Source organism: Rhizobium sp. AP16 (genome assembly GCF_000281735.1).
GTDB lineage: Bacteria > Pseudomonadota > Alphaproteobacteria > Rhizobiales > Rhizobiaceae > Rhizobium > Rhizobium rhizogenes.
Genome location: NZ_AJVM01000008.1, coordinates 159,221 through 179,173, shown reverse-complemented (window position 1 = coordinate 179,173; position 19,953 = coordinate 159,221). Strand labels below are relative to the sequence as shown.

22 protein-coding genes and 1 pseudogene are annotated in these 19,953 nt (G+C 55.3%); 13 read left to right on the top strand and 10 right to left on the bottom strand.

What is annotated here, in order from left to right; genetic code table 11:
- Positions 1 to 26: 26 nt before the first annotated feature.
- The 3 genes from tnpC to PMI03_RS31520 all read right to left on the bottom strand — a co-directional run bounded on the left by tnpC (position 27) and on the right by PMI03_RS31520 (position 2,394).
- Positions 27 to 1,589 (bottom strand): IS66 family transposase, encoded by a 1,563-nt coding sequence (tnpC, locus tag PMI03_RS06520; RefSeq protein WP_007691087.1) that lies wholly within the window; start codon positions 1,587 to 1,589, stop codon positions 27 to 29.
- A gap of 68 nt (positions 1,590 to 1,657) precedes the next feature.
- On the bottom strand, positions 1,658 to 2,011 hold the full coding sequence (tnpB, locus tag PMI03_RS31525) for an IS66 family insertion sequence element accessory protein TnpB (protein WP_007691085.1): 354 nt from the start codon (positions 2,009 to 2,011) through the stop codon (positions 1,658 to 1,660).
- The gene (locus PMI03_RS31520) at positions 2,008 to 2,394 is read right to left on the bottom strand and encodes a transposase (RefSeq protein WP_007691083.1); all 387 of its coding nucleotides are present in this window, start codon (positions 2,392 to 2,394) and stop codon (positions 2,008 to 2,010) included. Before PMI03_RS31520 ends, tnpB begins: the two co-directional genes overlap by 4 nt.
- A gap of 238 nt (positions 2,395 to 2,632) precedes the next feature.
- Here PMI03_RS31520 and PMI03_RS06505 point away from each other — a divergent pair, with 238 nt between their 5' ends.
- Positions 2,633 to 3,535, top strand: coding sequence for an alanine--tRNA ligase-related protein (locus PMI03_RS06505; RefSeq protein ID WP_007691082.1), 903 nt, complete (start codon positions 2,633 to 2,635; stop codon positions 3,533 to 3,535).
- 114 nt (positions 3,536 to 3,649) lie between these two features.
- Here the strand turns inward: PMI03_RS06505 and PMI03_RS06500 are convergent, their stop codons facing one another.
- Entirely contained in the window at positions 3,650 to 4,642 is a 993-nt protein-coding gene (locus PMI03_RS06500; RefSeq protein WP_007691081.1) for a carbon-nitrogen hydrolase family protein, read from the bottom strand.
- Positions 4,643 to 4,857: 215 nt separating this feature from the next.
- Between PMI03_RS06500 and PMI03_RS06495 the strand changes: the two genes are divergently transcribed.
- Positions 4,858 to 5,397, top strand: a complete 540-nt coding sequence (locus PMI03_RS06495; protein WP_007691079.1) for a hypothetical protein — start codon at positions 4,858 to 4,860, stop codon at positions 5,395 to 5,397.
- A gap of 63 nt (positions 5,398 to 5,460) precedes the next feature.
- Positions 5,461 to 6,315, top strand: a complete 855-nt coding sequence (locus PMI03_RS06490) for a patatin-like phospholipase family protein (RefSeq protein ID WP_007691077.1) — start codon at positions 5,461 to 5,463, stop codon at positions 6,313 to 6,315.
- Here PMI03_RS06490 and PMI03_RS31515 read toward each other — a convergent pair.
- A complete protein-coding gene (locus tag PMI03_RS31515; RefSeq protein WP_174032218.1) occupies positions 6,312 to 6,680 on the bottom strand; it encodes a hypothetical protein in 369 nt (122 codons plus the stop codon). The two genes, PMI03_RS06490 and PMI03_RS31515, sit on opposite strands and share 4 nt — an antisense overlap.
- A 197-nt stretch (positions 6,681 to 6,877) precedes the next feature.
- Between PMI03_RS31515 and PMI03_RS06480 the strand changes: the two genes are divergently transcribed.
- Both PMI03_RS06480 and PMI03_RS06475 read left to right on the top strand, forming a co-directional pair.
- Positions 6,878 to 7,729 (top strand): hypothetical protein, encoded by an 852-nt coding sequence (locus tag PMI03_RS06480; RefSeq protein WP_007691073.1) that lies wholly within the window; start codon positions 6,878 to 6,880, stop codon positions 7,727 to 7,729.
- Between the two features lie 223 nt (positions 7,730 to 7,952).
- Positions 7,953 to 8,303, top strand: coding sequence for a hypothetical protein (locus PMI03_RS06475; protein ID WP_007691071.1), 351 nt, complete (start codon positions 7,953 to 7,955; stop codon positions 8,301 to 8,303).
- A 211-nt stretch (positions 8,304 to 8,514) separates the two neighbouring features.
- On the opposite strand, the gene PMI03_RS06470 is transcribed toward PMI03_RS06475, so the two are convergent.
- Entirely contained in the window at positions 8,515 to 8,982 is a 468-nt protein-coding gene (locus PMI03_RS06470; RefSeq protein WP_174032216.1) for a hypothetical protein, read from the bottom strand.
- 183 nt (positions 8,983 to 9,165) lie between these two features.
- The gene (locus tag PMI03_RS31510) at positions 9,166 to 9,891 is read right to left on the bottom strand and encodes a hypothetical protein (RefSeq protein ID WP_007691061.1); all 726 of its coding nucleotides are present in this window, start codon (positions 9,889 to 9,891) and stop codon (positions 9,166 to 9,168) included.
- Positions 9,892 to 10,040: 149 nt separating this feature from the next.
- On the opposite strand from PMI03_RS31510, the gene PMI03_RS30920 reads away from it, so the two are divergent.
- From PMI03_RS30920 to PMI03_RS06440, 5 genes are all read left to right on the top strand, one after another.
- Positions 10,041 to 10,559, top strand: a complete 519-nt coding sequence (locus PMI03_RS30920; protein ID WP_007691059.1) for a GNAT family N-acetyltransferase — start codon at positions 10,041 to 10,043, stop codon at positions 10,557 to 10,559.
- 14 nt (positions 10,560 to 10,573) lie between these two features.
- Positions 10,574 to 11,236, top strand: a complete 663-nt coding sequence (locus PMI03_RS06455; protein WP_007691057.1) for a hypothetical protein — start codon at positions 10,574 to 10,576, stop codon at positions 11,234 to 11,236.
- Positions 11,237 to 11,239: 3 nt separating this feature from the next.
- Positions 11,240 to 11,743, top strand: coding sequence for an NUDIX hydrolase (locus PMI03_RS06450; protein WP_039973650.1), 504 nt, complete (start codon positions 11,240 to 11,242; stop codon positions 11,741 to 11,743).
- Positions 11,744 to 11,991: 248 nt separating this feature from the next.
- The gene (locus tag PMI03_RS30700; RefSeq protein WP_007691054.1) at positions 11,992 to 12,453 is read left to right on the top strand and encodes an N-acetyltransferase; all 462 of its coding nucleotides are present in this window, start codon (positions 11,992 to 11,994) and stop codon (positions 12,451 to 12,453) included.
- A gap of 177 nt (positions 12,454 to 12,630) precedes the next feature.
- Complete coding sequence (locus PMI03_RS06440; protein WP_007691053.1) at positions 12,631 to 13,731, top strand: lysozyme inhibitor LprI family protein; 1,101 nt, start codon at positions 12,631 to 12,633, stop codon at positions 13,729 to 13,731.
- Positions 13,732 to 13,886: 155 nt separating this feature from the next.
- Here PMI03_RS06440 and PMI03_RS06435 read toward each other — a convergent pair whose 3' ends face one another.
- Entirely contained in the window at positions 13,887 to 14,762 is an 876-nt protein-coding gene (locus PMI03_RS06435; RefSeq protein ID WP_007691052.1) for a hypothetical protein, read from the bottom strand.
- Between the two features lie 405 nt (positions 14,763 to 15,167).
- Between PMI03_RS06435 and PMI03_RS06425 the strand changes: the two genes are divergently transcribed.
- On the top strand, positions 15,168 to 16,139 hold the full coding sequence (locus PMI03_RS06425; RefSeq protein WP_007691051.1) for a site-specific DNA-methyltransferase: 972 nt from the start codon (positions 15,168 to 15,170) through the stop codon (positions 16,137 to 16,139).
- 281 nt (positions 16,140 to 16,420) lie between these two features.
- Positions 16,421 to 16,726: pseudogene (locus PMI03_RS31505) on the top strand (hypothetical protein); the annotation flags it as partial.
- Positions 16,727 to 17,125: 399 nt separating this feature from the next.
- Here PMI03_RS31505 and PMI03_RS31500 read toward each other — a convergent pair.
- Complete coding sequence (locus tag PMI03_RS31500) at positions 17,126 to 17,503, bottom strand: hypothetical protein (protein ID WP_007691048.1); 378 nt, start codon at positions 17,501 to 17,503, stop codon at positions 17,126 to 17,128.
- Between the two features lie 122 nt (positions 17,504 to 17,625).
- Positions 17,626 to 18,570 carry an aminoglycoside phosphotransferase family protein gene (locus PMI03_RS06415; RefSeq protein ID WP_007691042.1) on the bottom strand — a complete coding sequence of 315 codons (945 nt, stop codon included), beginning with the start codon at positions 18,568 to 18,570 and terminating at the stop codon, positions 17,626 to 17,628.
- 425 nt (positions 18,571 to 18,995) lie between these two features.
- Between PMI03_RS06415 and PMI03_RS06410 the strand changes: the two genes are divergently transcribed.
- Positions 18,996 to 19,928 (top strand): ribose-phosphate pyrophosphokinase, encoded by a 933-nt coding sequence (locus tag PMI03_RS06410; RefSeq protein ID WP_007691040.1) that lies wholly within the window; start codon positions 18,996 to 18,998, stop codon positions 19,926 to 19,928.
- The last annotated feature ends 25 nt before the right edge of the window (positions 19,929 to 19,953 follow it).

Here is a 19,953-nt window from a genome sequence, read left to right as displayed (position 1 = left end):
CCAGCAAAGCCGACGACCCGTGCAACCTACTTTCGGGCCATGACCTTGGAGTTATGCATTACGGGGTAGTTCCAGGGAAGCAGATCATCGATCCGCCTCTGTTTATGGCCATTGACGATGGCAGTGAGCGTGCTGGTCATGTAGGTTAGCGGATCGACGGCATTGAGCTTACACGTCTCGATCAGCGAGGCGATGGTCGCCCAGTTCTCCGCTCCCGCGTCATGCCCGGCGAAGAGAGCATTCTTGCGGTTGAGGGCTATCGGCCGGATGGTTCTCTCGACGGTGTTGTTGTCGATCTCGATGCGACCGTCGGTCAGGAAGAGTTGGAGACCATCCCAATATTTGGCGATATAGGCAAGCGCTTCGCCGAGCGGCGATTTGCCAGCGACGCGGGCGCGATGGTGCGTCAGCCAGGTACGCATGTCGGCGATTAATGGGGCTGATCGTTCCTGCCGCCCGGCGAGGCGAGCTTCTGGGGAAAGACCGCGCAGCTTGTCTTCGATGCGATAGAGTTCGCCGATCCGCTTCACGCCTTCCTCGGCAATCGGCGTCGAACCAGTGCGGGTGATCTCGACCAGCTTGCGCCGAGCATGGGCCCAACAATAGGCGAGCTGAATGTCCGGGCCCACGCGATCCGGTGCGATCAACCGGTTATATCCCGCGTAGCCATCGACCTGAAGCACGCCCGTGAACCCTTGCAATATCCGTTCGGCATGTAACCCGCCGCGACCTGGAGCATAAGTGAAGGCTACCCCCGGCGGCGTGCCGCCGCCCCACGGTCGGTCATCACGGGCCAGCGCCCAGAAGTATCCGGTCTTGGTTTTGCGGGAACCGGGATCAAGCACTGGCGCACGGGTCTCGTCCATGAACAGCTTCGTCGAGCGCTTCAGATCGGCAATCAAAGCGACGAAGACCGGGCGCAATTCAAATGCTGCTCGACCAACCCAGTCGGCCAATGTGGAGCGGTCGAGATCGATGCCCTGGCGGCTCATGATCTGGGCCTGTCGGTAAAGCGGCAGATGATCGGCGTATTTGGACACCAGCACATGCGCGATGGTTGCCTCGGTGGGCAATCCGGCGTGGATCAGTCGAGAGGGTGCTGGAGCCTGAGCGACGCCGTCGGTGCAAGCACGGCAGGCATATTTGGGACGCCGGGTGACAATGACACGGAACTGTGCCGGGACGACATCCAGGCGCTCGGACACATCTTCGCCGATGCAATGCAGACCTCCACCACATGCGCAGATCAGGCTTTCCGGCTCGATGATCTCTTCGATACGAGGAAGATGGGCGGGAAGAGAGCCGCGATTGGCGGCGCGTGGTTTGGCCTGCTGCTTACCCGAGGGGCCATCCGCCTCGTCTTCGGCATGGACGGCAGCGATGGCTGTCTCAAGGTCCTCCAGTGCGAGATCGAACTGCTCGGGATCAGCTTTCTCGGATTTGCGGCCGAAGGCGGCTTGCTTGAAAGCGGCAACAAGCTTCTCCAGCCGCTCGATCCGCTCATCCTTGCGGACTTCACGTGCTTGCGCCGCGATCAGCATCGCCTTCAAAGCTGCAATATCGTCGGGAAGATCGGCGGCGTCCAACATGGTGAAAGTCTATCAAAACCAACGCCGCTTCGCCGTTGGAATTTACCGCCCGAGTCATCGTGCCGCATCTATTCGATGGCGTCCGGCGGTCTCGCCTCCACGGAACGGACTCGACGCCAGTCGAGGCCTGCAAACAGCGCCTCGAACTGTGCGTGGCCCAAGGTCATCAGACCATCCTTGATACCCGGCCAGGTGAAGGTGTGTTCCTCCAGCCGCTTGTAGGCCATTACCAGACCGCTGCCATCCCAGTAGATCAGCTTCAATCGGTCTGCTTTGCGCGACCGGAATACGAAGATCGTGCCGGTGAATGGGTCTTTGCGCAGCTCATTCTTGACCAATGCCGCCAATCCATCATGACCTTTACGGAAGTCGACCGGCTTGGTCGCGACCATGATCCGTACACGGTTCGACGGAAAGATCATGCCGGAACCGCGCAGGCACGCGCAATAGCGGCAATGCGGGCGGCAGACGCACCTTCTTCCAGGCGGATGGTGACAGCGCCGACGATGATCTCAGGGCGGCTAGTTTTATTGATCAGCGGCTCCGCAACGGGTGGATCGATGACTACCGCTGCGAACTCCACTGGGTCATCGGGTGCAGGCAGAACAAGCTTGCCCTGCCGCGCCATCGTTCGCCAAGTCGAAAGGCGGTTCGCCCGCAATCCATAGCGCTCGGCGACCTCATTCACCATCGAGCCAGGTCTCAAGCTTTCCGAAACGATCTGCGCCTTGACCTCGTCCGGCCAATGCCGGTGAACCTCACGTCCAGACTTCCTGGTTGTGAGAAACTCCAATGTACTCTCCATGGAGAAACTCCCGTTGCTCGTCCATGGAAAGCCGATCACAGATTAGGGCGGCGAGAACAACGTGGGGGTAGGACATCGGTTACAGAGAAGAGCATGTTCGTGCAGGAGATCTTGGTCAGGGCTCAGTCTGAACGCTCATGGCCGCATTGAGCCGACGTTACCGCTGGTGGCATTTGCGACGTAACACCGGAAATATCTGCTCCAAAGTAGCGGATTGCCGTTTGCGACAGATGACATTATGTTTGTCGAAGGCACACGAACAACGAAGGAGGTTGCCTATGTCATCGCGGGACGCCTGATCCAGCAATACCAAGACTTCTGCCTTTCCAAGGGCATCAATTTTACGCGCATTGAATCCGTACGGCCACATGACGATACCACGCTCTTCTGCAGCGCTGGCATGCAGCAGTACAAGCCCCTATTCTCCGATCCTTCCTACATTGGGACAGTCGCAAACAGCCAGGCCTGCCTGCGCATGGGCGACCTCGACGAGATCGGCGACGGAACGCACTTTCTCCACTTCACGATGATCGGTCTTTTCTCCTTCAGGGAGATGAGCGTCGGCGACGCTATCGACTTCTGGATCGAGTTTCTCGGAACGCTCGGTCTCGTACCCGATCATGTCACCATCCATCCCGACCGGCTGGACGAATGGACGCCGCTTTATCGTGGGCGTTTGCCCGTCGTTTCAGATGCGGAATGCATATGGAGTGATGGCAGCATCAGCGGATACTGCACCGAGTTCTACAAAAACGGCATTGAGATCGGAAACATCGTCAATCCGCTCGGGACTTGCATCGATGTCGGTTTCGGTGCCGAACGTCTGGACATGATCGTCAACGGCACCCCACCAGACGACGCACTGCGGACGCTGCGTGACACTGTCATGAAGGTCGTGGAGAGCGGCTACCGACCGGGCAACAAGGAACAAGGATACGTTCTGCGAAAGTTGCTTCGTCGCATCCATATGATGGGCGGCACGCTCAATCACCCCTATTTCGAGCAGGAGGTCGAACGTCAGGAGCGGTTACGCTCCAAGTATTTGCGTCTTCGCGACAAACATCCTGACATGAGTGCGGAATGGTGGTTCGACACTCATGGTATCGACGTCGCCGATATGCGGGAGATCGTGGATCAGTAGCAACGGACAGGGCCTCCCGGAGTGACCATTGGGAGGCCCTGTCCTTGTTCTTAAAGCCGAACGTTATAGCGATGTCAGTGGGACGAAGTCGCCCCACTGAGCATTGATGCTTCCTCAGAAGAGATTGCGACCGTCGCTGCGGGGATCGTCATTCACCTGATGGGGAATGTAGAGATCGGAACGGGCCTTTCGTCTCCACGGTCGGGACAGATTCTCCGGATCGGTTTTGATATCCGCAAAGGCGATACCCGGCATTGCAGTCGCTGAACATTGAGCGGCCCAACGGCCATCTGGAGCGGCAATTCCGGAAGGCATTGTGACGCTTTGCGGCGCATGCGCTGCATAGCTTACCCAGAATGCATTGCTGGCAGCATGCCCCAATGCCTCTGCTGCGAACGCAGGGGCGGCTTTTGGAAGTTCACCTGTCGTAGAAAACAGGACGCAATCGACACCGAGCCGTTCGTATTCGATGAAAATCTCCGGGTAATGGGACTCCATCCCCAACGCGCAGCCAAAACGAAGGCCGTCAAGTTCGAAGGTGATTGGTAGTTTGCCGGGCGAATACATGAAGGAAATCTTCGTGTGCGACAGCAATCGCTCGTCGTAGCGGGTTGCGATCTCACCCTTGTCGGAAACGACGTAAAGACTGTTATGCGGCCGATGCGGTGACGTGAGCTGATGAACGGAACCGAACACCGTCCAAAGCTTGAGGCGCTTTGCGAGTTTGATCGTCTCTTTCAACTCTTCCCGCAGGACATCCCATTCGACACGGCTCCAGTCGGAAGGACCGATTTCCCTCGTGCCGAGTTCCGACATGACGCGCTTGTTCGGCGAGCATGTCGTACCTTCAGGAAAATGAATAAGCCGCGCACCCGCAGCCTTTGCCTCGTGCATGAGACGTCGCATTTCCATTCCGCTGGCGCGAAGTGCGTCGACATCACGAGGGTCATCGACCAGGGAGGTTTGAGCTACCGCCAGCCGTAGTGTTTTGGCGACAGGGATATCCGTTTCAGTCCGGCGGATATGCATGAGTGCCGTGGTGTAGGACTCGCCAGTTTTGGTCGCGCGAGCACGGACGCGACGTTTGAGGTTTCCATTCTCAGTCATTGTCAGGCCTTTCACGTTCGAACGAAAGCTCCCCAGCAACAACGCTCAAACGATAGGACCAAGACAACAACCTGAGACGAAAGTCCCTTTGCCTCCGTTGAAGACCATGCTGGGGAAGGCCTTGAGAGGTTGGGCGCAGGTCACGCCGAAACAGAGATTGTTTTGTTGACGCCGATTCGTCAAGTTGCCGCAGCGCCAGCATTTGAGAGAAGAGAATGAACGGATATTTTAGAGATTTGGTCGGCAACTTTACGGCGATAACTCGGTTCGCGCCATCCGACACCAGATTGGAGAAATTGCTCCGTCTCATTCTTTCAGGTGCCGTCATCGTCCTTGGCCTGTACTCCCTCAACCAAGGTTACGAGGTGGCTTATGGCGACGGTGACAATGTATTCCTTCGTCCCGACGGCAACGCTGATCACTATTTTTTCGACATGATGGGCGCTCTCGCCTGGATCATGTGTCTTCTTGGCAATCGCCTGAGAATTTGGTCCTGGGCATTCGCAATATTTCTCGCCTGGTGGTGCTATACGGCGACCGGCTACTATCTCGCAAATCGCTACTATGTGATGGGCCAAGATGGCTGCCTTCCTTGTGGGGAAAGAGCTGCAGAGCTTCATTTGGGCAGCGGGGCCTTCGGTGTCGCCGCAATCTTGATTTCAGCATTTTTTATCAAGCAGACCAGCGCCTGGCGTTTTATTGTGGGAGCGGCTGTAGCATTCATTTGGTTTTTCTTGCTCGCAGAGTTTGCCTAACGGCGCAATTCTGTCCGCAAGCCCAGTTTTCTTTCCGTGGTGTTGTCAGTTCGAAGGTCGACCATGTCGAAAGCATTGGTACTAAGTGGCGGCGGCCCGCTTGCTGTCGCCTGGGAGTGCGGCGTTCTCAGCGGACTGGCACAGTCAGGACTTACCATGTCGTCGGCCGATTTCATTCTCGGAACGTCGGCCGGGGCAATCGTCGGAGCCCAGATCGCATCGGGCCGTGACCCCACGATGATGGCGAAGACGCTTATCGCAGAAGGAGAAAAGGCCTCAACTGGGAAGGCCGGATCAGTTTATCCTCCCGAGGCGGTTGGCAAGCTGCCAGAACTCTTCGCAAAGTCGCAGACTGGTGACACGGGGCGCGTCGAAGTTGGTGCTTATGCCCTGGCAGCGTCCACTCCGGACAGTCCAGCGGCCTACATTGAACACATGAGTTCAATCGTCGGCTTCGACACCTGGCCCGAAAAAGTCGGACTTGTTGTCGTCGACATTGCCGTCGGAAAACCTCGGGTGCTGCGTCGAGATTGCGGGGCCACGCTCGGAACAGGGGTCGCAGCAAGTTGTTGCCTGCCAGGTCTTCACCCGCCCGTCTTGATCAACGGAAAACACTACATGGATGGCGGCCTACGTTCCCCTGCCAATGCCGATCTTGTCGGACGGTTCGACACCATTCTGGTTTTAAGCTTCAATCCACCCGGTCCCGTCGGGCAGCGAATGATATCTCGCGTAACGGCACAGGTTGATGAACTCATCGCCTCGGGCGCAAGGACTTCGGTGACTACCCCGGATGAGGCATGCCTCGAAGCGATTGGACCAAACACGATGGACTTTGCTCGACGCCCAGAAGTGGTGCGGCAGGCAATGGCGCAGGGCATCGCGATTGCAGGCCGCATTTCAGAGGTATGGCTTTAGGGACCGCCGCACACATCACCTCGCTCGTCTTTCAGAAGAAGCGAAAAGGGAATACGAGACCAGTCGCCTACCCGGAGGGAAAAGAACGCATCTTTTTTCTGAAGGTATTTTAGACAAGGTAACTTGGCTGGAATTCCGTGCCCATAACCGATTGCAATAAAAATCGGTTGGCTTGGATGTGGACGAACTGGGAGAACGGTGAGTGCGAAAAGTTTTGGGAGCATTTCGTGTCGAAATGCCACAATGGGACGATGATCATCCTTGAAGGAACGTCCGACCTTCCATTCGACTGTAGGCTCATCGCGAACGTGCACACTCCCGGCAAAGAAGTGCGAGAGGCTACCGCCATCAAGGATCGGCTTCATTCACGTCCCCTCGCGCCCATGTTAAACGAGGGCTTTCTTTTAATTGGGGTAGATAAGTCCGATCTCGAAGACGGAACGCAGATCGAGATTTGATGCGATGCCAGCTAGCCCCCCATCGCTTGCCGAGCGGTTCGAAGCCAGAGTGACAAATCCGATAGCATGCCGGAGCGTTTAGCGGTCCAAAGGAAGATATGAAGATGCCTATATTTGATCCGATAGCTCTGCGACACAATTGCCTCCGCGAAGAAGTCCCTCTCCGCTTCTATCTGGATACGCAGTATGACGAAACGAAGCCGATGGGTAATTATGCTGTCTGGCACGTGGAGGAGGTCATCAAATGTTGGTTGCTGTGGCTGGAGACGGAGATTGCGCCCGTTCTTCCGCGTGCGCTTCAATGGTTGGATAGGGCCATCGAAGGGGGAGAAGAGCAAAGGTTCGGAACCCCTTGTTCCCACCGAAGGACTTTGCACTGGGCCAAAGCCCTTGGCCAATGGATGTACACCAAAGAAAATGACGAAGCGACGTGGGAGGTCGCCCAAGACGCGCAAATTGAACACATGCGGACGGGCTTTACGAAGGTACTCGGTCCCGACAAGTTTGATTATAAGCTGCAGCGCTTCATTCCTCAGGAAGTCAAAGGACTGCCATTCACTTCCAGGAAGCTCATAATCGACGGAATTCTCGATGATTTCATGGCGCTCAGCTTCCAGGCTGGCCAGTACGAAACCGCCGTTGAGGAATATGAGCGACATCTGGTGCCGAAAACTCCGTCGCTCAAAAAGACGTTAAAACCACGTGAGTTTGCTTATGCCATCTGCCTGCAAAAACTGGGGCGAGCGCAATTCGACAAAGATGACCTCTTGGATGCTGGGCGGCGGATGCTGCAGGCAAATCTGCAGGACATATGGATCGGTCGCGGACAATATACCCGGGCGGCCACCTGGCTAAAAATCGTGTACTGGCATCATGATCAGAACCTGATGCCGCTAAAGGTGGTTCTCCGCGCCTACGACAACATGCCAGACGTGCCACGTCCCTATTTTCTGTGAGCCCAAAGGCCATGTTTCTACCAGCTCCTCTGAGACAACGAATGTTGCTGGGGCTGCGGAACTCACTGGCGGTTCAACAAAGGGAGTTGTCATGCTGATTGAACCGAATGGGTGTCCCTATATCGCTTGTCAAAAATACAGGTAGAACATCGTCTAGTCTGAAGACCTGTCACCCGGCTGGTCGCGGCGGGTCCGATAACATTGCCAGGGGAAAGGCTCGGGAATGAAGGTTTGGAAAATCGCGAGTGTAACTGTCCTGTTTGCGTTGGTCTCGGTCTATGCCTACCAAGAAATCCAGGTCAACCAAGAAATCCAGTTCAGAAAGCCGCTAACCACAGCCGAAGTCGACGGACTTGCAGCGATTACTGCAGGGCAGATGGACTGCAACTGGAGCTATGAATCGACCGACGAAGGCGAGTGGCTGAGGCTAAGATCAGTCGCCGAACGAAAAGTAGACGTGACATTCCAAGCAAGGTTCATGGCAGCGATGGGAAAATATCAGGGGCTCGACCCAGACAAGCAATGCGACTTGTTGGATAAGTATCCCAATCTCGTTCGACGGTGGCATGATTAGGTTCTGCAGGCGGATCGATCTAACCAAATTACCGATCATCCGATCAACATGATCGATGAGATATTGCCTTGGAATAAAACGAAGGCCGACGATAAAGCCTGACTGGACGCTTACGAAGGAGTAGCCATGCTGATTGAACCGAATGGGCGTCCCTATATCGCTTGTCCAAAATGCAAGTAGAACGTCGTCTGGCCTGAAGGCTTGTCGCTGTCTACCTCACAACGCCCAGCGTTACGACAAACCAGATCGGAATGAGTGCACCGCTGGTGAAGAATTTCCAAAGCGATGGCGAGATCGCGTTTGGCCTTCTGGATCGGATGAACACCAGAATTGCGGCGGTAAACCCAAACAGCGCCAGCACAAAACTTAAATTTAGCATCCAATTGCCATAAGAAACGCGCGTCCAGAAGAGACCTTGGTCCGCCAGTGCCTGGCTTATAATCCACCAGCTGCCCCCAGCGCAGAAGACAACAAAGCTCCATGACCAAATCCGAAGCCTTAGTCCCATATAACCGACGACACACGTCAGCACTGGAAGAGCCGCGAAGAAAAGTAGGTCACGCATTTCCGGCAGCGGTCCGCCGTTTTGAGGCCGCGCCCACCGATAGCGAACATTAACGACATAGGCCTGAACTGCCATAGAGAGCAAAATAGCGCAGAGCCGGATGGTCTGCTCCATGGGACTATCGGAAAAAGGTATTCGCACATGGTTTTTGAACCGCAGCGCTATCTGGCGAACGAGATCCAAAGCTGAAATTGGCTTAAACTGCCTCGAAGGCATGGTCGACATTTCCGTTCATATCTTTGGCAAGCTGCCCATTCCTGTCTGGTGCCTGATGTGCTCCGAAGACGGCAGTGGAGATCACGTGACATTAACAGCGCCCGCCGGGGCAAGTTGCTGTACTCGCCTTTCACGTCGGCGCAGTGTCGCGAGTTCATCCACGACGCAAAATCCGCCCATGATCAACAACAAACCATGGATCGATTTCATCGTGTAAAAATAGCCGACCGGACCCAACGCTTCGTAAAGGCTACGATAGGAAGCACCCGGATTTTCGGCGCGATTGAACATGAACACCAGCATCAGCACGGCAAAGACGCCGACATAAAACTGAAGCGACCGATAGCGTCGCAACATGCCAAAGGTGGTGGCAGAGGAATATCTGACATCCAAAGTCGACGGTGTCTCAACAGCGGAAGCGCCGGTCCAAGCGGCCTCGTCGTGACCGTATCGCCAGACGGCGATCCATTTGAAGAAAAGCACGCTCACTATCGTTGCAAACCGCACACACGTGCCCACAGGGTCGTCACCATCGGGAAAACGATAAAACCATCCACGCGCGTCGTGTCCCAACTTAAGAGCTAAAGCGATTGAGTAGGCAGAGTAAAACCAAGAAAAGATATGCCAGTGATTGCGTTTTCCCACCGGGAACTTGAACACGTAGCAACAGACTGCGACAACCACCGGAAACGACAATACCCAGTTGATCAAACCGAACGGAGTCGCTGCCTGCAATCCGCTATAGGCAGTGACGATGGCATCCAGTTGGGCATAGACAATGCAAATCGCAAACAACTTCCAGAACATCTATTCACCCCTTTGTCTTGCGCTTTGTAGCGGCGAGCCATTTAAGGAGCGTCAAAATCTATCGTTAAAATTGCATCAGTGGCAGGATCGCGATAGCGATGTCTACTAGATGGGTCTCGCAGATTGCAGAGGAGCCACCAGGGGCGTAAATGGCAGACATTGAAATCTCATCGACCCGAACTGTCGCCAGACCTTTTACCCCGGAGGACGCCATCGAGGTTTTCTCTTGCATATCGCCCGAAATAACTCGGTTCATGGCTTGGGAACCTCCGGCTTCATTGGCCGAATTCGCTAAAGTTTGGCAAACTTGGCTTCCCTTGATCAAGAGCCAGTCCGATCTTCATCTGGTCGCCCGCGAAAAAAGAGACGGTCGCTGCCTCGGCATTGTAGGCCTACATGCTCTGCAATCCAGTACTCCAGAGCTTGGGATATGGCTTCGATACGATGTTCACGGGATGGGGTTTGGCCGCGAGCTGATTGACGCAGTCTTGATATGGGCAAGCAAAACCACTGCCATTGACTATTTCGAATATCCGGTTGCAGAGGATAACATTGCCAGCAGGTGTATTGCTGAAGCATACGGTGGCCGTATAACAGAGCGACGCACGAATCCAAAATACAGATCGATTGTCTACCGCATTCCCCCCATTTGCTCGCAACGGATATAACTTGGTTCATCTTCATGACGCATGTTGCCGGTATTGAAGGTCCAATTCCACATCGGGACGCATTTAAATTTTCATATACGTTGTGGGCCGCCCTTCTCTGCATCTACCTGGAGGCCATGTCGGGTATCGCCCTGGCGTACGAACTCTATTGGCGTGGTGATATGTTATCGCTGCTCCCTGCGCTCATTGCCTTCGTCGCATGGTCCTTTCTTATCGTATTTAACCTCGTCAAGTGGCGTTGGCGGCGGGCATTGTCTCTAGTCGTTGCACCGTTCATAGCCGTCGCGCTGGTGTCGATGCTTAGCTACCTTGGTCTCAACTCAGACAAGCTTCGGTTCGAATATCGAAAGTCTGACCTTCTGAAAGACGTTGCGGAGAGCGCCACAGCCCACGGCCATCCAGTTCTGATTAATTGGGGGTGGGGAGACATGGGCGGCGGGTTTGGAGGCGCAAGTACCGAAATCGGCTTGGTCTATGATGAGACCGATCAGATAATGTCGCCACCATCGACTTGGTCCGCTGAGTTTCGAAACAGGTTATTCGACCAATCGCCCCGCGAACCTGGAAGGGACTATAACCAGCTCGGCGGCCGAATTCCGCCGAACGATTACACAACAGAACCCGACATCAGAAAGCTGGGCGATCATTTCTATCTCGTTTCACAGACAGTAGGTTAATCGATGACACAAGGCGCACGAACAATGATCGTTATGGACGCGGGGGATTCCCGCTTCCAGTTCCGGGCCGGTGCCTTGATCCATTCTAACGGACATATTCTCATTCATCGCGCCGTCACAGACCCGTTCTGGGTCCTGCCGGGTGGACGTGTGGAGTTTCACGAGGCGGGAGCGGAAACACTCGCACGCGAAATTGAAGAGGAAATTGGCAGCTCGGCAGTGATCGGACCCTTGCGTTTCGTCGTCGAGAACTTTTTCGAACTGGCGGGACGAAAGGTTCACGAGGTCGGGTTCTATTATGAAGCCGAGCTTGCCAGACCCCTGCCCTTCCACGAGAGTGACATCGTGCACCGTGTCCGGGATGGCAGCGCGGACCTCGAATTTCGCTGGGCGCTCCCAAGTAAGGCTGTGCTAGATCAATTCGATTTAATGCCTCTGCCACTGCGTGGATTGATCGAGACTATGCCCTCTGGCGTCCAGCACATGGTGCGTCGAGGTACGACATGATCATCAGCTTCTTTGGTCCGTCGTTCATCCCATGTCGCGCATCGTCATCCTGGGTAATACCAGAGGGGAATTCACGCTCGCTCGCAAGCTGAGCAAACGGCGGGGCCTCGCCCATTTCGGAATCAACAAGTTCCTTTGGTAGGAAGGCTGGGTTCCTGCGCCAATTGATCTCTGTTCTACACAATACGAACAGATCATATCCGGCGAAAACTGAGTCATCGACGAGTTCCTGCAGGAGTTAAGCTGAAATGGAATTCCAGATCGATCTGGCCCAACACGCTGACATAGCGCCGTGGGTGGAGCTTTCGGAAGAGGTTGCTGACCTTTTCGGCCCGATGCCTGGCTTCACTTCCATCCTGACGCGAAAGATCAATCAAAAGCAGGCGTTCTGTGCTCGGATCGCCGGGAGGAAATCGCTCCTGGGCGGCATGCTAATGGGAGGTTCAGGCGACACCTTTTGGATAAGGTGGCTGGCCGTCGCGCACGAGTATCGACGGTTTGGCGTTGGCCGGGCGCTGGTGGAGAGGGCAATCGCTTTTGCTCCCCCTCAGTCTATTCTTCAGGTGGATACGTTCACTGAAGGTAGTGCTGGAGGAGCAGCGGCTCGGCGGCTCTATGAAAGTTCTGGATTTGCGCCGGGAGAGGTATGGCAGAACGAGGGCGCGATCAGGCAACGGTACGTTCGGGCAGTTGAACATTTGAAGTCCTGATGGCCGCAGCGTCCCCACATACGGCAAGACGATGGCCGTGGTTTGCAACCACGCTTGGCTCATTTGAGATCTATCGTCCGAACAAATTTAAGCCGTTCAGTAGCAAGCTTGGTAAATCTTCGCGCAAGGCATGCGGTTTACCTGATCGTTGCCGGGAGCAATGTAGAAGGTGAAGACATGAAATGGCTGATCTTACTTGCCACCCTGTTTGGCGCAATGAGTTGTGCGGGTGCCGCGAACGCCCTCGACTGCTCGGAGGAGAGTGCGAAAGACTATCGCGTCGCCGCGATTTGCCATTCGCCAAAGCTGCTGCAGGCTGACCGCGATCTCAACGACGCCTATCAGAAGCTTTACAACGGCCGTCCGAAGGACGAGCAAGTCGTTCTGGTCCACATGCAGCGCGAATGGTTGCTCGGTGATCGCGAAGCAGGATGTTCGGCTACCAAAGACCATTCGGTAGATGAGGAATGCCTCTACAATAACATGCAACGGCGGATCGATTTCTTCCGCAGCGCCGACGGGACTGGTCCCTCGACGCAGGGTCGACTGGTTTTCAAGGGTTATTACCTACCGAAGAAGAAGGATTCCGATATCAGCATCGAGGTGTCGGTGTTCGAATTCGCCGAACCGGACTCCGTGGGAAAGAAGGCGTTCAACAAATATTCAGAAGATCTGCTGGGCGACGGAAACAAACACGGAACTGACGACAATCAAGGGGACGAATCTTGCACTGGCTCCTGCGAAGAGACGATAATGATGTCACAGCCATTCCAAAGCGGAGGGTTCATCTCTACCCCTATCGACAGCTCGGAATATACAGGTGGCGCTCACGGGCTTGGAGGCACATCCTATGAAAATCGCCGCCTGAACAAGCAGGAACTACTTTCCTTCGCGGATATGTTTCCAGAATATTATGCCGCCGAGGTAGCCAAGTTATGCTGGGAGCAAGTGGCTCCCGATGGCAATGGCCCCAGCCTCGCAACCGACGGAAATTACACTCTTGACGGAAAGGAATACCCGCCGTTTCCGTCTGACAATTTCATGAAAGCATTCAAAGATCCTGCTGGTTGGTCCTTTGACGGCAAAGCCATCACCGTCATCTTCGGGGAACAGGAACTTGGCGCATACCAGGAAGGAGTACAGTCCTGCGTCCTGCCTTATGACACCATTTCGCAGTTTTCCAGGCTGTCCCCCCTGCCCGGATCACCCGAAGATTTGGCTCTACAGGCACGTATGCGCGAAAGGACCGAACACGCAAAGGCTCCAGGCGCAAAATAGTGGGGTTCCGATATCCTCTCTGATCCCAAATTTGAGTATCCCCCTTGCTGAAAGGGCTGTTAACCGCTCGAAGCCAGCAAGTAAGCATGGGTAAAAAGATGCCTGCCGCTGAAGTCTCGCAGCACCCATCACGCCTTCGTGGGCAGATATGATGCTCACAGCCGACGATCTGGCTCAGATATTGAAGGGCTGGCCCCGTCACAAGGGTCCCCATACGGCCCAGAAGGGGCGACTGGGTCTTTCAGCTTGCAAATCGCCGACAGCAATCTGGGAAAATCCTCGATTGGACCAAGCCCGTGGAGGACGAATTGCCTGATCGCGTGCCCTTCACGTTCTGCCTGCCGCGCATGTGGCTCACCCGGACCGTCCCAAACCGTCCACACCGCAATCAAATGCTCTTTGATACTTATCGCCGCCGTGCAGAACTTTCTATTCAACGAACTTTTGGCATCACAGACAGTCGGCGCCTCCTCGTTATTCAACCGCATCTCATCAAGGTGGTCCCCAACCCTCTCTTTGCCTACAGTCCAGTGGTTGTTGAACGCATCCAGTTTTCGGTCATCGGCAAGAAAGAAATGATTATTGCCGCGTGGCATGGCCTGCTGAAACGGGGACCATGGATCGTCGCATACGGACCGCGACCATTGCCGGGTCAGGCGAGAGCAAACACGTATGATTGATATATCAAAATCGTTCCACCCATAGGTTCTCAGCGAGATTTCCAGGGTATCAATTGTTGGTGCTGTTTCCGGGCTACCGGTAGATTCGCGAAACGCGGCCAGCCGCTCCGTCGCTGCTTCCCGATCCTTCTGCTTGTGCAGAGAGAACGATTGTGTCTGATTTAGCAGACCCGGCAATGCGATCATCGGCACTGTCAGCGGTACATCGCCGACGACCACATGCGCGTCAGAGGCGAGGAACGTGATATCAGCGTCCGAATAGCCCTTTTTCGTGGGCCAGCACGCTACGACGATGGCAGCGACTATCGGGAACACAATCAAAATCGAGATGATAGGGCGGCGCGACTGCATGCGCTCAGTGCTATCGCATACAGATTGCAGGACGGTTACCACAAAGCTTATAATTGTGGCGATGGCCGACTATTTGAATGCCTCGTTCAATAAGTTAGCCAGACGATAACCACCCAGCGCAATCTGAGATTCCGCTACCTTTCGCGCAGCCGTTTCGTAGTCCCGGGTCAATAGCACGGCTTGCGGCGCACCCAAATCCTGAAAGTAGGGTTGGCCACTGGAGCCTCTCGTGGTTTGGCCCACAGCGACCGCGCGGCCATTATCGTTGCATGGCGTGCCGAGCCGGTCACGATCCATGATGATGACAAGCCGTTCTTTGAGGGCCCTGTCTTCCGGCTCGATGATCTCGGCTGGGGATGCGGGGGCGCACCGGAGACGCGATGAAGAGCTAGGAGACATGGCTCCTTGGAAATCGTTGCTTCTCTCCGTAGGACGCCTGCCACCGATTTTCCGCTTGCGCATCTCCTGGATTTAAATGACGATTCTTTTAACGCAACGTTTTCATCACCAATGTTCATATCGAAAGCATCCGGGAATCCAGAGGCCGCCCGTCTCTGCACCCTTTACAACGGCGACTGCGCCGAAATCCTTCCCACTTTGCCCGACGCCTCCGTCAACCTCATTGTTACGTCACCCCCGTATAACATCGGAAAGGCTTACGAACGGCGGGCTCGCCTCGACGATTACGTAGCGTTCCAGCGCTCGGTTATTACCGACTGCCACCGCGTACTCAGAGCAAACGGCTCCATCTGCTGGCAGGTCGGCAACTATGTCGATGACGGCGAAATCGTGCCGATAGACAGTCTGGTCATACCGATCTTCCGGGAACTCGGCATGAAAATTCGAAGCCGCATCATCTGGACTTTTGGCCACGGAATGCATTGCACTCGTAGGCTATCCGGCCGACACGAGACGGTCGTCTGGGCAACGATGTCCGACGACTATCTGTTCGATCTCGATGCCATCCGGGTACCGCAAAAGTATCCGCAGAAGCGCCACTACAAGGGACCCAAAAAGGGCGAACTCAGCGGGAACCCACTTGGAAAGAACCCCGGTGACGTCTGGGAGATTTCCAACGTCAAGAACCGCCATCCCGAAAAGACAGCTCACCCCTGTCAGTTTCCGGAGGAGCTGGTCCAGCGGCTAGTACTCTCGCTTACAGCGCCGGGCGAAATCGTTCTCGATCCTTTTGCGGGCTCTGGAACTGTCGGCAAGGTTTGCAGTCGGCTTGGCCGTCCTTCGATATTGATTGAACGCGACGAAGCCTACTGCGACCTTATCCGCGAGCGGCTTGCGGAGGGCAATGACCATGCCAGTAAAAGAATGAGAACGGCTGCTCCGGCACATGCTCCAGACTTAACCGCGTTCACGGCGTAGGCGGTGGCGGAAACCTTGATGCCGTACGACCAAATTGCGGATCGTCGTCAGTTCGTCGCGGATTTGGCTCGTTCCGTTATCCAATCCTGCAGGCTATCTTATGACACCATCTCGCAGTTTTCCAGGCTTCCCCCCTGCCCGGATCACCCGAAGACTTGGCCTTGCAGACATGCAGGCGCGAAAGGAAGGAACATGCAGAAGCTCCAGTCGTAAAACAGGCAAGTCGTGGGCATACTTCTCCTCTGGCGGCACACCCTAGCGTCAGCTTTATTGAGGTCTTCATGAAGGTTGGATTCAGAACAGGCCGCAGCTTTGACGCGTTGCGATCAAATTGGGACGGAACTGACTATCGCCCCCTGGCATGGACCGTTTGGTATCCGGCTGACGAAAGTTCCGTTGTTGGAGTTCCCGTTGAGAGATCGTGGTTCAAGAAGGAGCCCGTCGCGGTTAATGCACCAGTCGCTCGCAGTGCTCGCGCCCTACCCCTGGTACTCCTATCCCACGGCACGGGCGCTACGGCAGCAGCATTGGAATGGCTTGGTTTTCGATTGGCTCAGCGGGGCTTTGTCGCTTTGGCCGTGAACCACCATGGTCACACTGGCTCCGAGCCACATCGTCCCGAGGGTTTCCTGTGCTTGTGGGAGCGAGCGGCTGACCTAACGGCAATCCTCGATGACAGGACTTGGCGACGTGAGCTTGGGACCGAGATCGATGATAGCGCCTCAGTTGCTGGTTTTTCGGCAGGAGCTTACACGGCTCTTTTACTAGCAGGGGCACGTGTCGCCTTTTCGCAGTTTGAGCCAGGTAATCCAGTAAAGAGCCCGATCCGGGGACCACGTGAGTTTCCCAACCTCGCCGATGAACTGCCGAAACTCAGCAAAAACCCGGCGTTCAAAGTTGCTTGGGAGCGAAGACGCGCCGATTTCTCCGACGAAAGGATACGAAGCGCATTCGCGATAGCTCCGGGCCGATCTGTGCTTGGTTTCTCACAGGATAGCCTTCGCGCCATTGAGAAGTCCGTTCAAATTGTCGGAGGGGATGCAGACATCGTCGCCCCGCCGAGCGATTGCTGTCGATGGCTGTACGAAAACATCCCAGACTGTAAGCAGGAAATTCTGACTGGTGGCGTCGGCCACTACACCTTTCTTCCCGAAGGATCGGAAGTCGGGTTCGATGCGGCCCCTGAACTCTTTATCGATCCTGAAGGACTGCGGCGAGGTATGATCCACGATTACACCGCTGAACGGGCTGTAGGGTTTTTCCAGGGCGGGCCCTGAGACTCCGGAAAAATCGTTTTTGTTGATGATACCCTCACCAATGTCGAAGCCGCTCGCTCTGCAGGATGGGGGCATTGCATCCACCATCAATGGCCTCCCGAAACCATAGCGCAGATCGCGACGATCCTTGCATGACAGGTCAAGGGCTCAGGCATCGCCCTTTTTGATAACCGTGCAATAGCCCATTGCACGCTGGTCAGCGGCCAAGTCTACCGAATTTTCAAAAGGAAACGGCGCAGAGCTTCGCCAATATAACCACGGCAAGGCTCGAACTCCTTCGCGGTTGTCATTCGAACGACGCGCCTGAAATTGAAGGCAAATTCTATGGGACGGAGAACCCGCGCGATCTCGAAAACGTGCTCTTGTCGTTCCAAGCTTTCGAGGTCAAGCCAGACATCGAAATAGGTGCGCTTGAGGCCAGTATAGACCGGCGAACCGACATCCATTCCATGATTTCGCGTTGCACTGTCCAGAAAACCAACCAAGGAAAAGAACGGATGGGAGATGACCGCATCACCCCAGTCGTTGATAAGGAAGCCCTCTGCATCCACCAGGACGTTGTTGTCGTGAAAATCGCAATGTTCAAGCGTTTCCGGAATTTTGAATTCAGCCAAGGCGCGGCATAGGCGGCGAACGTCGTCTCCGCTCCGTTGTAACTGCTTGATCTCGGCCGTTTCCAGACCTTCCCGCCCCAGCAGCCCTTCGTCATGAACCAGCTCATCATACAGAGTGGGAAAGACAACCATGCGCCAGTCGTCAATTCCCAACGCGAGAAGCGCATCTACATTAGAAGCTGTGGCGCTCTGAATGCGGGCATATTGGCCGATGACTATGCCGACGAGTTGCTGATCATAGGATTCTTTGAGCTTGACACGTAGTGGCTCACCACCATCAGGCATAAGAAATGCGTCAATGGCCTGGTTCCAGGCAAGGACCGGGAGAATGGCGGCTGGGAAGCGTTCGGCCAGATGCTCCATCAATGCCGCCTCGCGTGCGTAAGCGGACGCACTCCATTTCAGGTAGATGTTTCCCCGACTGGTGGCGAAACGGTAGATCTTTGACCATGGTACGGCACGGATAAGTTCCGGCCCGTTAAATACCTGATAGTTATGGGCCGTGAGCCAGCTTTCAGCCCAATTAATCACTGTATCCATGGTGCTCTAGTGCTCCTGAGGCCGCCGCTTGTGGGCGTACACGAGGGTCAGAATTCGATATCGCGCCCGACACCAACGCAGTAGGGAATATCTGCCAGCCCGACCCCACTCTCGACAGCAAGTACAGTCAATCCCACAGCTGCAAGGACTCCATCTGTCATTCGAACAAACATCGCCGGACAAGCGGGATCGCTCCATCCAGTCATGACGGCCTTCGGCCCAACCTGATAGTTAGGCTACCGCAAAGGTCAGTCCTGAAACGCCGCTTTCTGCGACGGATGAATCTTGGTCGTTCCATGATTTTCTTGCCTCATTCGCAAGTAATGCAAGTTGCTCCGTTGCAAGTCCAGTGGCAAGGCTCTAAAGGTGCCCGCGAAACTGGAAGGTTTTTCCTCTCGTAGGCTCCTTGAAACAGGATCGCGCTAATGAAGCTGGTGACCGGTAACTCCAACCGCGCCCTCTCACGAGCCATTGCAAGCTACCTAGAACTTCCCCTCGCAGACTGTACGGTCAAGCGCTTCGCCGACCAGGAAATCTACGTTGAGATCCATGAGAATGTACGCGGCGAGGACGTGTTCATTCTCCAGTCAACGAGTTCACCCGCCGACGGCAATCTGATGGAGTTGCTGATCCTGACAGATGCGCTGCGCCGCTCATCGGCCCGCCGGATCACTGCCGTGATCCCTTATTTCGGCTATGCTCGGCAGGATCGCCGCGTCATCGGTCGCACTCCGATCTCGGCCAAGCTGGTGGCCAATCTGATTACCGGCGCGGGTGTTAACCGGGTCATGACAGTCGATCTCCATACCGACCAGATTCAGGGCTTTTTTGATATTCCAACCGATAATCTCTATTCAGCACCAGCGATCACCCGCGATATTGAAGAGCGCTACGACACCAAGAGCTTGATGATCGTCTCGCCCGACGTGGGCGGCGTGGCGCGGGCTCGCGCCATTGCCAAACGCATTGGTGCCGATCTTGCCATCGTCGATAAACGGCGACCCCGCGCAGGAGTCTCGGAAGTGATGAACATCATTGGCGATGTATCTGGGAAAAGTTGTCTTCTGATCGACGATATCGTGGATAGCGGTGGCACGCTGATCAACGCGGCCGAAGCCCTGCTGGAAGCCGGTGCAAAGGAGGTTTCCGCTTATATTACCCATGGCGTACTGTCCGACGGTGCCTGCGGACGCATTGGAGGCAGCAATCTCAAGGAATTGGTGGTGACTGATTCTATTGAAGAAACCGACGCTCACCGTCAGACCGCCAATATCCGACGCGTCACTATCGCGCCGCTGATCGGCGAAGCGCTCATCCGCACCTCCAAGGAGCAAAGCGTCTCAAGCCTTTTCTACTGATCCGGCTCATGGCGCAATACTAACC